The following is a 14,478-nucleotide window of genomic DNA, read 5'->3' on the forward strand; positions in this document are numbered from 1 at the left end:
TTTGTCATTAAAAACAAAAGTGGGTAACGCCCAAATTATTTTATTCTTCTTCTCCTAAGTTTTCGTAATCGTAATCCGGATACAAGAAGTGATTATAAGGAAAACGTGTTACGTGTATTTCTCTTACTTCATTATATACACGCTTTTTAAATTCTTCTAAGTTTTTCTTGTTTAGCGCAGAGATAAATAAAGCATTGTCTTCTCCTACTCTATTCATCCAAGTCCTTTTCCATTCAGCTAAACTATAATGATCTGTGGTACGCTCAGCAGTTAAATCGGTTTCATCAAATGGTTCTGCTTTATAAGCATCAATCTTATTAAACACCATAATAGTAGGTTTGTCTGCGCTATCAATTTCACCTAAAATTTTATTTACAGAAGCAATATGCTCTTCAAAATTTGGATGCGAAATATCTACAACATGTAGCAATAAATCTGCTTCACGTACTTCATCTAACGTACTTTTAAAACTTTCTACCAATTGTGTTGGCAGCTTACGGATAAACCCAACGGTATCGGTTAATAAAAATGGTAAATTTTGAATTACAACTTTTCTAACTGTAGTATCTAAAGTTGCAAATAATTTGTTTTCTGCAAAGACTTCAGATTTGCTAATAGTGTTCATTAAAGTAGATTTACCTACGTTTGTATAACCAACTAAAGCAACACGTACCATTTTGCCACGGTTACCACGTTGCACAGCCATTTGCTTATCAATAGTCTTTATTTTAGCCTTTAACAATGCTATTTTATCACGTACAATACGTCTATCTGTTTCAATCTCGGTTTCACCAGGTCCACGCATTCCAATACCTCCTTTTTGACGCTCAAGGTGTGTCCACATTCCTTTAAGTCTTGGTAACAAGTATTCGCACTGTGCTAACTCCACTTGGGTACGCGCATAACTAGTTTGTGCACGTTGCGCAAAAATATCTAATATTAAGTTGGTACGGTCTAATACTTTTACACCTAAAATCTTACTAATATTCCGTTCTTGCGCAGCGCTAAGTTCGTCATCAAAAATGGCTGTACCAATTTCATTATCATCAATAAACTGCTTTACCTCTTCCATTTTCCCTGTACCAATAAATGTTTTTGGATTAGGCATCTCCATTTTTTGGGTAAAACGTTTTTTTACTTCTCCGCCTGCTGTATAGGTTAAAAACTCTAGTTCATCTAAGTATTCTTTAGATTGTGTTTCGTCTTGTTCTCTTGTTACTACACCAATTAATACGGCGCTTTCTAATTCTATGTCTTTTTTCTCTAGCATATAAATATTTATATTGCAAATTTACATAATTGTAGCCACAATAAATTTGCTATTTTTAGACTTTTAAAATTCTACCCTTTTGAAGTTTAATATATTTAAATCTAAAACTAATAAACAAACTGTTGCTTTTTATAATATCGAAAATCTTTTTGATATTTATGATGACGAATTTACTCGTGATGATGATTTTATCCCTACTTCTAAAAAGCGCTGGACAGTTAAACGTTATAAAAATAAGCTACGTAAAATTGGTTATGCTATCTCTAACATAGGCAGAAAAGAAACCAACAGTCATCCAGCAATTATTGGTTTAGCAGAAGTAGAAAATGATGCTGTATTAAGGGATTTAATTGCTTCAAAACATCTTAAAGAATATCCATATCAATTTGTACATTATGATAGTCAAGATGAGCGTGGTATAGACGTAGCATTTATTTACGATAGTAAAAAGTTTGAGGTTTTACATTCTGAAATTTTCACCTTTACTTTAACCGATGAAGATGGATTACCCGACTACACAAGAGATATCTTATTAGTATCTGGTTTGTTTTTTGGTGAAAAAATACATTTTATAGTCAACCATTGGCCATCAAGAAGAACTGGTGATGTTGCTACAGAATTTAAACGTATTAAAGCATCAGAACAAGTACAAGCTATTATTTTAAGACTACAAGAAGATTATGATAATCCTAAAATTATAGTAATGGGAGATTTTAATGATGATCCTTTTAGTAATAGTATAAAACAGTTGGTAGATAATATAGGTTTGTTTAACCCGATGGACACTCTACTATCTATTGATAGAGGCACAACAAGTCATAATTTTGAGTGGAATTTATTTGATCAGATTATAATTACACACAATTTTTTTGAAAGAAAACCCAAAACACTGCGCTACGTAAAAGCAGATATTTATGATGCAGATTTTTTAAAACAATATGACGGTAAGTATAAAGGTAGTCCTTATCGGACTTATGTTGGTAAAAATTATAAAGGTGGTTACAGTGACCATTTTCCTGTATATCTGATCTTAAATAAAAAATAAGTTTTTAAAATGAAATTAAAAACACTTTTAGTCTTTATTTGTATACTGGCAAGTCCTTTTGCTAACGCTCAATTTACACCATATTTTGAAAATTATTCACTTTCAAAATATAATGCAAGTAATCAAAATTGGGGAATATCTAAAGGAGATGACGGTAAAATTTATGTTGCTAACAACAACGGACTTTTAATTTACAATGGATTAAATTGGAAAATTAAATCGCTACCTAATAAAACAACTATAAGATCTGTTTTAGCGGTAAAAGACAAGATTTACACTGGTTCTTATGAAGAATTTGGATATTGGACATACAATGACAAAGGTCAAATTATCTATCATTCATTATCACATTTACTAAATAAAACTAAATCAACAAGTGAAGAGTTTTGGCAGATATTAGATTACAACGATAAAATCGTTTTTAGATCGTTTCAAAATATTTACGTTTATGAAAATGATAAAATCACCAAAATTAATTTACCATCTACAGTTATTTCTTGCAGTATAGTTAATAGCACTTTATATGTTTCAACTTTAAACAAAGGTGTGTTTATACTTAATCACCAGTTACAACTAACTCCTTTCGTTCAAGATGATATTATAGCAGGAGATAGAATAATATCTATTTCTAAATACAAAAATCAATTACTACTTACAACAGATTTAAAAGGTTGTTTTATTATTAAAAACAAAAAGTTAGAACCATTAAACTTACCCATAAACGAAACTTTAAAAAAATATCAACTTAATCGTTTTGGACAGCTTGATAACGGATATTTAGTTTTTGGAACTATCAAAAATGGACTTTATATAACCAATCATAATGGTGAAGTTGTTTATAATATAAACAAAGAAAATGGACTTGCTAACAATACTGTTTTAAGCATTTTAATTGAAAAAAATGAAAACATTTGGCTGTGTTTAGATAATGGACTTTCTAAAATTAACTTAAAAAACAATATCTCTTATTACAATGATGTAACGGGTAAATTAGGAGCTGTTTATGATGTTATAAATTTTAATAACACCATCTATATAGGAAGTAATACTGGTCTTTATTATCTAGACCAAGACCATAATCTTAAATTTATTGAAGGTACACAAGGACAAGTTTGGGATTTAAAAATAATTGATGATCAACTATTTTGTGGTCACAATAACGGTACATATTTGGTTTCAAAAGACAAAATTGAACTTATCTCCAATTTCACTGGTGGTTGGACTTTAAAAAAAATACCAGATACAGACATATATACTCAAGGCACCTATGGAGGTTTAGTTAAATTTAAAAAAGAGAATAATAAATGGCAAGTTAACCATTTAGGTAAAACGACTAATCCTACACGGTTTTTAGAATTTGAAAACAAACAACAAGCATGGGCTGCAAATGCATATAAAGGATTAAGTAAAGTTGTTTTTAATACTAATCATGATTCAATAACAAAAGTTGTAGACTATAATCATAAAGGTTTAGAAACAGATTATAACGTAAGAGTTTATAAACTTAAAAATACCATTTGCTTCAAGACAAATAATGGTTGGAAAAAATACGAGCCCTTATTAGATAGCATAGTACCATATCCTTTTTTAAATGAAAAGATAGGTAAAAACTCAGATGTAATCTCAGAAGCGTCAACAAACAGTATATTTTTTAAAAACAATAACGGAATTATTAAACTAGATGAAGATAATTCTGTAAAAGAAATTTTAACAAGAAACTACTATGACAACCGTATTATCTTAGGTTATGAAAATGTATCAAAATTAAACGACTCCACATACACATTAAATCTTAACGATGGTTTTTTAATGTTTAATCCTAATCATAACTTTTCTGCTCAATCACCAAAAACTCCAGCTATAGAGCAAATAAAAGTTAATGATACTTATGTGAGTTTAGAAAATAAAGTTATAGACATACCCAACAATGGTAATATCAATATTACTATATCATCACCTGGTTCAACTAGCCATAGTTTTGAATATAGCCTTACTACAGATCCAAATAAATGGGAAAAAGTAGATAATGAAAACCTGGTACTATCTAATCTAAAAAATGGTGATTTTGGAGTGCTTTTTAGAACCACAAATAAATCTGGACAAACATCAGAGGTCAAATCATTAAAATTACACGTACTTCCTCCTTGGTATAAATCTAGTCTTGGATTTATACTATACTTTATTGCAGCATTAATCCTTACTGCTATTTTTTATTTTTTACACAAGCGTAAAATGTATAAAGAACAAAGAAGACTTGAAATTGAATTAAAAAAAGAACAACAGCACTTATTAAGAGAAAAAAACATAGAAAACGAACGCAAATTAGTAGAAATTAAAAATGAAGCTTTAGAAAGCGAAATTCAATTAAAGAGCAAGCAACTTGCAAATACCGCAATTGCACTAGTTAAAAAGAACGAAGCTTTACTAGAAATAAAAAAAGATCTTCAAATTAACGAAGGGCAGTTTAGCAATAAATTAATTAACAGAAGAATTCAGAAAAAAATAGATCAAACCATTGGCAACAAAGATCAATGGGAAATATTTGAATATAATTTTAACCAAGTACACAAAAAGTTTTTCAATCAGTTAAAAGATAAACATCCAAAATTATCCCCTAAAGATTTAAAGCTTTCAGCGTACATCAAAATGAATCTAACTACAAAAGAAATTGCACCTCTTATGAACATATCTACACGAGGTGTAGAAACGCATAGATATCGTCTTAAAAGAAAACTAAAACTAGATAAAGAAGACTCTCTTACCGAATATTTACACAGTTTTAATTAGTACTTTTTTTAACAAAATAAGTCATTTTTAACATACGTCAAAACTACGTCACTATAACGTTTTAGTTGCGTATTTGCTAATTTTTTAATAGTTTAACAGTACGTCATAGCTGTGTTTTTAACAATTTCTTAATCTTGACGTAATCAAAATGTATTTCCAAATAAAAGATTTAGTTAAATAGCTGTTAATTTTACTTCACTAACATTTAAAAACTAAAAGTAAATGAGAACAAAGATTAGCGTTTTATTCTTCTTCCTTCTTGGCATTACTTTATATGCACAAGACAGAACTATTACAGGTACTGTAACCAGTATGGAAGACGGATTGCCTATACCTAGTGCTAATGTCCTAATTAAAGGCACTAGTACAGGAACAAGTACAGACTTTGACGGTAATTATACAATTAGTGCCAAACAAGGTGATGTAATAGAATTTAGTTACATAGGCTTTAAAACAGTAGAAATAACTGTTACAAACCAAAACACTTTAAACATAGCTTTAGAAACTCAAGTTTCAGACTTAGAAGAGGTTGTTATTATAGGTTATGGTTCACAAAAAAAATCAGATTTAACCGGAGCAATAACAACAGTAGACTCAGAGGTTATTGAAAAAACACCTAACAGTAACGTAATGCAATCTTTACAAGGTAAAGTACCTGGTGTGCAAATTACAAGTGCAGGATCACCAGGAGATTCTCCTAATGTAAGAATTCGTGGTATTAACACTTTAAACGGTAGCCAAAATCCGCTTTACGTAGTTGATGGAAACTGGTATGATAACATTGACTTTTTAGATAATAGCCAAATAGAATCTGTTTCTGTTTTAAAAGACGTGTCTTCTACAGCAATCTTTGGTCAAAGAGGTAGTAATGGTGTTATAATTATTAAAACTAAAGGCGGTAAAAAAGGTAGCAAACCTGTTATTACCTATAATGGATATACAGGTATTCAACATGCACAAAACGTATTAAAAATGGCTAACGCAGAACAGTTTGTAACTATGGTTTATGAGTCTGAATCTGCTGCAGATATTCAATATGTAGAAAATGCTATACAACGTTTTGGTAGAAGTCGTGTTAATCCTAACATCCCTAACGTAAACACAGATTGGTACAGAGAAGTTTTAAGAGATGCACCTATTACAAACCATAGTTTAGGTATTACAGGTGGTGGAGAAAACTCTAACTACGGTATAAACACAAGTTATTTTGCCCAAGAAGGTATTTTAGACATGAAAAACGAATATGAACGTTTTAATATTCAAGGTAATATAGACATAGACGTATCAGATCGTTTTAAAGTAGGAGTAAATAGTGCGTTTAGTAATGCTACTAAATATAATCCAGAAAACGGAGCATGGTTTCAAGCTTATTTTGCAGTACCTATTTTACCAAAATATGATTATGCAAACACAGCTGCAGACCCAATACCTTTTTCAGACGCTACTTTACTTGGTTATAGAGGATCACAAAACCCATTTCCAGCTATGACGTTTAATGATAATCAATTAAGAATAAGAAAACTACTTACAAGCATTTATGCAGAGTATTACCTTATTCCTGATAAATTATCGTTTAAAACAACCTATTACAATGATTATTCAACAATATTAGAAAGAAATGTAAGATTACCTTACTTTATATCTGGTCAATCTCAAAGACAAGTTTCTAGTATTAGAAGAGCTAATTTAACAACATCTAACCAAATGTGGGATAATCTTTTAACTTACTCAGACACATTTGGTAAGCATTCTGTAAAAGCAATAGCTGGTACATCATATAGAGATTTACATTCTAACAGTTTCTCTGCAACTGGAGAAGATATTAGCGCTGTAGATTTTGAAAGTTCTTGGTATTTAAACTTTGCTGATCCAGATTCTTTTAATGGTAGAGTTTTTGAAAGTGCTAGCAGATTTTATTACATGTCTTATTTAGGTAGACTAGAATACGGTTTTGATGATAAATATTTATTTAACGCAACCGTAAGACGTGAAGGAGACTCAAGATTCCCAAGAGAAATTTGGAAAACAACTCCTCAATTTGGTTTAGGTTGGGTAATTTCAAAAGAAAAATTCTTAAACGATAGTAATTTTATAAACTTCTTAAAATTAAGAGCTACATGGGGACAATTATCTAACGGTTCTTTATCAGGAAGCTCAGGAACAAACACAATAAACACAATCGTTACAGCAATAGACGATACACAAACTAATGGTATAATTGGTAGTACAACTTTTCAAAATCTTAAAAGAGAGATTATGGAAGAAACCAATATAGGTATTAGTGCTAGATTATTTAATAGTAGATTAAGTCTTGAAGCTGATTATTACATAAGAGATATTAAAGATTTAGTAGCATCAAGAGAAGTACCGATTACTGGTAACTTTGTTAGAGATAATATTGGAGAAATGAGAAACAAAGGTTTTGAATTTGCTGCTAATTGGAATCAAACTATCAATGATAACTGGAAATTCTCAATCGGTGGTAACATCGCAACTTTAGATAACGAAGTAACTAAACTAGATAACGGTCGTGGTTATATAGATACTGGTAGTGCAGAATTTAGACAAAGAATTGAGGTAGGAGAACCTGTAAATTACTTCTTCGGATTAGAAGTTGCTGGAGTATATCAAAACGACACAGAAGTTGCTAATGATCCTGTTGCTGTAGATAATGGATTAGTACCAGGAGACTTTAAATATGTAGACCAAAATAACGATGGTGTTATAGACGATAATGATAGAGTAAACATAGGCTCTTATCTACCTACATTCAATTATGGTGCAAATCTAAAAGTATCTTACAAAAACTTTGATTTATCAATAGACATGCAAGGTCAATTTGGTAACCAAATACTAAATCGAAAAAGAGGTGAAGTAATTTTTACAAACGATACTAATATGGATGCAGATTTTGCTATCAATAGATGGCACGGAGAAGGTACAACAAACTCATACCCTTCTGCAGCAGGAAGAAGAAGAGCTTGGAACCAAAAATTAAGTTCATTTTTCATAGAAGATGGTGCTTACTTCCGTATCCAAAACATTCAATTAGCTTATACTATAAAATCAGGAACATTACTAGGCGATAATATGCCAGAAACAAGAGTTTACTTTACTGCAGATAGACCATTTACTTTCTTTAACTACAACGGGTTTAATCCTGAAGTAGCAAATGGTGTAGATAGACAAACATATCCTGTACCTGCAGTGTACACCGTTGGAGTTAACGTAAAAATTTAAAAAAAGAAAAGCTTTATGAAAAATTTAAAACAAAACTTTAAACAACTAACTTTATTGTTAGCAGTTGGGTTTACTTTCTTCAATTGTAATGACAAATTAGAAGAAATTGAAGGTCAAGTAGCCACAGACGATTTAGATTATACTATATCTAGTGATATGATTTTACCATTAATTGGTGCATACTCTACAACTTACACAAGAGGTTGGGAAGACCCATTATTAGTTGGTGTTAGAGGTGATGATGTTAATGCTGGCGGACTTGGTGATCAACCTTTATTTGCAGAAACAGATTTATACAATTATGATAATGGATTCTGGATGTATAATCAAGTTTGGAAAAACTTCTATGGAGATATTGTAGATGTACTTAATGCTGGCGAAATAATACAAAGATACGGTGATTTAGCTACTGGCTCATATGTAGACCTAGCAAACCAATATGTTGCAGAAACTAAAGTACTTAGTGGTTTCCAACACTTACAAATGTCGCGTCTTTGGGGTAATATTTATATTATCCAAAACCCTGCAGATCCTCAAATAGATATTGATAACGGAATTGATTCTAAAATGGAAGTTATGCAGTACGTATCAGATTTAATGGACGAAGCTATTCCTTACCTACCAGATGCAAGACCTAACGAACGTGAAGATGTACCTGGTGGTGTAACAAAATATACTGCACTAGCAGTAAAAGCTTTAGCTAATTTAGAAATGGAAGACTACCAAGGAGTTGCAGAAGCTACAGAAGAAATTATTAGCTCAAATAAATTCTCTTTATTCCCAGATTATTACGAATTATTTAAAAAACCAGGAAAACTTTGTAACGAAAACTTATTTGAATTACAATTCTCAGATTACAATACCGATTCTGGAGATGTTAACAATCACCTTTTTGCGCCTTTTGGTCCTTCTAGCTGGACACCAGTTGTAGAAACTGCATCTGGAGGTTGGGGATTTTATGAGCCAAGTTTAAAATTTATCAAATTTATGCTAGATAGAGGTGATCAAACTAGATTAGTAACTAGTGTATGTTTCACACCAAGAGGTATTGACGAAATCATGGAAGATCCAGCATACGCAACACTTCCTAATTATGTATCTAACACAACTCCTTCTGGAGACATTTTTAACGACTACCCAAGAGCAATGTTTGCTAGTGGTAAACACTACCTTCCTTCTACTCAATTAACACCTGGAAGAAACAGCTACGGTTCTAGTAAAAACCTAATTGCTATTAGATATGCAGAAATCTTATTAATGTATGCAGAAGCATTAACACAAGGTGCTACAGGAACAGTAATGACGGCAGACGAAGCTGTAAATAGCGTTAGAGCAAGAGTAAATATGCCTGCGCTATCTGGAGTAACTACAGACGACGTCATTGACGAAAAATTTGCAGAATTAGCAATGGAATGGGGAATCAGATACTTTGATATGATAAGATTAAATAGATATGACGAATTAAGCTACGAAGGAAGAACTTTTACTGCTGACGACGAGTATTTACCATATCCACAAGCACAAGTAGACTTATTACCTCTTGAATAAAACACTAAATTATGAAAAAACTAAACACATATATTTTAGCCTTTTTAACCTTAGCGCTTACTGCGTCATGTTATGAAGGTATAGATCCAATAACACAAGTAGATCCAGGTCCTGACGCTGGTGCTCCTATTGTTACGATAGAAAAACCTGTTGATGGTTTTCAAATTCAAGTAGCAGATCTTGTTACTTCAACTCCTATAGAGTTTAAAGCTGAGGATGATATAGAACTAACTTCTGTAGTTGTAGAACTTGATGGAGATGTTATAGCTTCATACAACTCATTCTTAGATTATAGAATTTTTAATGAAGAGTTTGTTTATGATAATATAACCACAGGTGATCACTTTATTACTGTTACTGCTACAGATATAGCAGGAAACACAACAAGTGTAACTAACAACTTTAGTAAACAACCACCTTACACACCAGAATACCAAGGCGAAACATTTTATATGCCTTTTGATGGTAGTTACACAGAGCTTGTAACTGTTACAGATGCAGAAGAATTTGGAGCTCCAAGTTTTGCTGGTGAAGCAAGAGTTGGATCAAATGCATATGCTGGCACACCAGATTCTTATTTAACATTCCCTACAGACGGTCTTCTAGCTAACCAATTTAGTGCTGCTTTCTGGATGAAAGTTAACGCTACACCAGATCGTGCAGGTGTATTAGTTATTGGTCCTCCAGATTCAGCAAACCCAGATGCGCAAAATAATCGTACTAGCGGTTTTAGACTTTTCCGTGAAAATGCAGGAGGAATGCAACGTTTCAAATTAAATATCGGAACAGGATCTGGAGAAGCATGGTTTGATGGTGGCGCAGCTGCAGATGTAGATCCAACTTTAGACGAATGGGTTCACTTAGCCTTTACAATTTCAGAATCTCAAGCTACTGTATACATCAACGGTCAAGTTGTAACTCAAAATAGCTTTTCTGGAATAGATTGGACAGGTTGTGATATATTATCTATAATGTCTGGTGCTCCTAGATTTACAGGTTGGGGACACAATGCTGACCAAAGCTATATGGATGACTTAAGATTATTCAATATCGCTTTAACACAGAATGATATTACAGAATTAATTGCCAATAGCGATCAAGTTTTTAAACTAGCATTTAATGGTAGTTATACAGAAAGCTTCAGTGATCAAGACTGCACAGAGGTTGGTAATCCAGGATTTTCATCTGATGCTTTTGAAGGTAGTAGCGCATACCAAGGTGCTACAGATTCTTACTTAACTTTCCCAACAGAAGGTTTATTAAATGAAGAATTTTCAGCTGTATTTAGATACAAAGTTAATGCAACACCAGATAGAGCTGGCGTATTAGTAATAGGTCCAGAAGACACTGCTAATCCTGATGCTCAAAATGATCGTACTAAAGGATTTAGATTCTTCCGTGAAAACGCTGGTGGAATGCAACGTTTTAAATTAAATGTAGGTAGCGGTTCATCAGATTCTTGGTTTGATGGTGGTGCAGCTGCAGATGTAGACCCAACTATTGACCAATGGAAACAAATGGCTTTTACCATTTCAGGTACAGAATGTGTAGTCTATATAGATGGTCAAGTTGTTAGTCAAAATGCTTTTGCAGGTGTAGATTGGACTGGTTGTGATATTATTTCAATTATGTCTGGTGCTCCAAGGTTTACAGGTTGGGGACACAATTCTGACGCTAGTTTAATGGATGACTTAAAAATTTATAAAAAAGCACTTACTCAGGCTGAAATACAAGCCATGTTGTAACCGTAGATTAATTAATAGCAAACATTAACATTTTAGATTAGTCTATTTTTTCACTCTTTAGCTGTATTTATAATTGCGTAAATGCAGCTAAAGTTTATCTTAATTTTTTCTAATGAGATTAAACCTTCAAAATAATATCCTTGTTTTGACAGCTATACTATTATCAATTTTTAGCTGTAAAAACAATACCAAAAACAAAGAAAACTCTGAGTTAGCTATAGCTAATAATACTAAAGTTGAATTAACCGAAAATCAACTATTAGACACTATTCAATATCAAACCTTCAATTACTTCTGGGATGGTGCCGAACCTAATTCTGGTATGGCAAGAGAGCGTATTCATTTAGATGAAAATTACTCAAGCTCACCTAAAAATACAGTAACAACCGGAGGAACTGGCTTTGGTCTTATGGCTATTTTAGTTGGTGTAGAACGCGGTTGGATTACAAGAGAACAAGCTTTTAAAAGATATACTAAAATCGTTAATTTTCTTGAAAACGCAGACCGTTTTCACGGTGCATGGTCACATTGGATAGATGGTGAAACTGGTAAAGTTTACCCATTTGGAAAAAAAGACAATGGTGGCGATTTGGTAGAAACAGCTTTTCTAATTCAAGGGTTACTTACAGTTTCAGAGTATTTTAAAGACGGAAACAAACAAGAGCAAGAATTAGTAGCCAAAATAGATAAACTTTGGAAAGATGTTGAGTGGAATTGGTACACCAAAGGAGGCGAAGACGTATTGTATTGGCATTGGTCACCAGAATACGGTTGGGATATGAATTTTCCTGTCGGTGGTTATAACGAATGCTTAATTATGTATGTACTTGCTGCTTCCTCACCAACACATCCAATATCAAAAGAAGTTTACGAAAAAGGTTGGGCAAGAAACGGTGCTATCGTTTCTAAAGATTCATATTATGATGAAGAATTAGTTTTAGACTATTTTGAGCATAGCGATGCATCAATTGGTCCATTGTTTTGGGCACATTATTCATACTTAGGTCTTAATCCTAAAGGACTATCAGATCAATACGCTGATTATTGGAAGCTAACTCAAAATCACGCTAAAATTCATTACAAATATGCAATCGATAATCCTAAAAATTATAAGGGCTATGGAGATAGTCTTTGGGGTTTTACATCGAGTTATTCTATAAAAGGTTATGCTGGTCATAGACCAGGAGACGATCTTGGTGTTGTATCACCTACAGCTGCACTATCTTCTTTTCCTTACACACCAAAAGAGAGCATGCAAATGCTAAAAAATCTTTACAAAAACCACGATAGTTTGGTTGGAAAATATGGGCCTTATGATGCTTTTAGTTTAGAATATAATTGGTATTTGCCACGATATTTAGCTATCGATCAAGGCCCAATACCTGTTATGATAGAAAATTATAGAACAGGTTTATTCTGGAAATTATTCATGCAAAACAAAGATGTTCAAGCTGGTTTAGATAAGCTTGGCTTTAAATACTAAAAATTTAACAATGAAGAAACTTAGTTTCATGTTACTATTACTCATTTTAAGCTGTGGAAAAGATGACGGACCAGGATATCAAGAACCTTACAATCCAAATGATGATGATCCTGTTGTACAGCTAACAGATGATGAAATAATGGATTTAACTCAGCAACAAACGTTTAAATACTTTTGGGATTATGCTGAAAGTAATTCTGGTGCAGCGAGAGAAAGATATCATCCTAATGATCCATCAAACAGCCAAAATGTGGTAACTGTCGGTGGAAGCGGATTTGGTCTTATGGCAATTTTAGTTGGTATTGAAAGAGGTTATATCTCTCAATCCGAAGGTGTCACAAGATTAATACAAATATTAAATTTCTTTGAAAGTGCAGATCGTTTTCACGGAGCTTGGCCACATTGGTTAGATGGAGGTACTGGTAATGTAATTCCGTTTAGTTCGCAGGATGATGGTGGCGATATTGTAGAAACAGCATTTTTAGTACAAGGTTTAATTTGTGTAAAAGAATATTTTGAAGGAGGTACAACCGAAGAAGATGCTTTAGCAGCTAAAGCAGATGCGCTTTGGAAGGGTGTAGAGTGGAATTGGTATACCAACAACGAAAATAAATTATTGTGGCATTGGAGCCCAAACAACGGATTTGCAATTAACCTTGAGCTAAAAGGTTACAACGAAACCTTATTAGCTTTTATTTTTGGAGCAGCGTCACCAGACCATACAATGCCATCAGAGGCTTATCATCAAGGTTGGGCAAGTAGTGGTAATATTGTGTCTTCTGCAACGCAGTATAACATTCCTTTAATTTTAGATCATGCTGGCACAGGCACAGGACCTTTATTTTGGGCACACTATTCTTATTTAGGATTAGATCCAAGTAATCTTTCAGATCAGTATGCCAATTATTGGGATCTAAATGTTAATCATACCAGAATAAATTATCAATACTGTGTTGATAATCCTAGCAATTATGTGAGTTATGGACAAGATTGTTGGGGATTAACAGCAAGTTATACCAGAAATGCAGATGGTTCTGTTGGGTATTCTGCTCACGATCCAGAAAATGATACAGGTGTCATTTCACCAACGGCTGCTGTAAGTTCTATTCCTTACACTCCAGCACAATCTCTGGCAGCAATGCACTTTTTCTACGAAAATGATTTAATGGGTCCAGCAGGTTTTTATGATGCATTTAGCCCGCAATATAATTGGGTAACAGAGCGCTACTTGGCAATAGACCAAGGTCCGCAAATAATTATGATAGAAAATTACCGTACAGGTTTACTATGGAATTTATTTATGCAAAACGAAGACGTACAAAACGGATTAGACACACTAGGATTCACCTATTAAACTCAC

The 14,478-nt window shown here is 32.8% G+C and carries 8 protein-coding genes; 7 read left to right on the top strand and 1 reads right to left on the bottom strand.

What is annotated here, in order from left to right; all coding sequences use genetic code 11:
- Positions 1-40: 40 nt before the first annotated feature.
- A complete protein-coding gene (hflX, locus tag INR78_RS04625; RefSeq protein WP_223077666.1) occupies positions 41-1,270 on the bottom strand; it encodes a GTPase HflX in 1,230 nt (409 codons plus the stop codon).
- 79 nt (positions 1,271-1,349) lie between these two features.
- On the opposite strand from hflX, the gene INR78_RS04630 reads away from it, so the two are divergent.
- The 7 genes from INR78_RS04630 (at position 1,350) to INR78_RS04660 (ending at position 14,472) form a co-directional block, all read left to right on the top strand.
- The gene (locus INR78_RS04630) at positions 1,350-2,315 is read left to right on the top strand and encodes an endonuclease/exonuclease/phosphatase family protein (RefSeq protein WP_223077667.1); all 966 of its coding nucleotides are present in this window, start codon (positions 1,350-1,352) and stop codon (positions 2,313-2,315) included.
- A 9-nt stretch (positions 2,316-2,324) separates the two neighbouring features.
- Complete coding sequence (locus tag INR78_RS04635) at positions 2,325-5,102, top strand: LuxR C-terminal-related transcriptional regulator (protein ID WP_223077668.1); 2,778 nt, start codon at positions 2,325-2,327, stop codon at positions 5,100-5,102.
- Positions 5,103-5,324: 222 nt separating this feature from the next.
- Positions 5,325-8,342: a TonB-dependent receptor gene (locus tag INR78_RS04640; RefSeq protein WP_223077669.1), complete on the top strand. Its 3,018-nt coding sequence runs from the start codon at positions 5,325-5,327 to the stop codon at positions 8,340-8,342.
- Positions 8,343-8,357: 15 nt separating this feature from the next.
- Positions 8,358-9,890 (top strand): RagB/SusD family nutrient uptake outer membrane protein, encoded by a 1,533-nt coding sequence (locus INR78_RS04645; protein ID WP_027879158.1) that lies wholly within the window; start codon positions 8,358-8,360, stop codon positions 9,888-9,890.
- Between the two features lie 11 nt (positions 9,891-9,901).
- Positions 9,902-11,635: a LamG domain-containing protein gene (locus tag INR78_RS04650; RefSeq protein WP_223077670.1), complete on the top strand. Its 1,734-nt coding sequence runs from the start codon at positions 9,902-9,904 to the stop codon at positions 11,633-11,635.
- Positions 11,636-11,747: 112 nt separating this feature from the next.
- Positions 11,748-13,118 (top strand): glucoamylase family protein, encoded by a 1,371-nt coding sequence (locus tag INR78_RS04655; protein ID WP_223077671.1) that lies wholly within the window; start codon positions 11,748-11,750, stop codon positions 13,116-13,118.
- A 10-nt stretch (positions 13,119-13,128) separates the two neighbouring features.
- Positions 13,129-14,472, top strand: a complete 1,344-nt coding sequence (locus INR78_RS04660) for a glucoamylase family protein (RefSeq protein WP_223077672.1) — start codon at positions 13,129-13,131, stop codon at positions 14,470-14,472.
- Positions 14,473-14,478: the final 6 nt, after the last annotated feature.

It is taken from the genome of Mesoflavibacter sp. SCSIO 43206, assembly GCF_019904215.1.
Classification (GTDB): Bacteria; Bacteroidota; Bacteroidia; order Flavobacteriales; family Flavobacteriaceae; genus Mesoflavibacter; species Mesoflavibacter zeaxanthinifaciens.

Bases quoted from the DNA above. Each gene is read 5' to 3' on its own strand.
- INR78_RS04640 (WP_223077669.1), top strand. From the start codon at position 5,325: ATGAGAACAAAGATTAGCGTTTTATTCTTCTTCCTTCTTGGCATTACT.
- INR78_RS04660 (WP_223077672.1), top strand. From the start codon at position 13,129: ATGAAGAAACTTAGTTTCATGTTACTATTACTCATTTTAAGCTGTGGA.
- INR78_RS04635 (WP_223077668.1), top strand. From the start codon at position 2,325: ATGAAATTAAAAACACTTTTAGTCTTTATTTGTATACTGGCAAGTCCT.
- INR78_RS04645 (WP_027879158.1), top strand. From the start codon at position 8,358: ATGAAAAATTTAAAACAAAACTTTAAACAACTAACTTTATTGTTAGCA.
- hflX (WP_223077666.1), bottom strand. From the start codon at position 1,270: ATGCTAGAGAAAAAAGACATAGAATTAGAAAGCGCCGTATTAATTGGT.
- INR78_RS04650 (WP_223077670.1), top strand. From the start codon at position 9,902: ATGAAAAAACTAAACACATATATTTTAGCCTTTTTAACCTTAGCGCTT.
- INR78_RS04655 (WP_223077671.1), top strand. From the start codon at position 11,748: ATGAGATTAAACCTTCAAAATAATATCCTTGTTTTGACAGCTATACTA.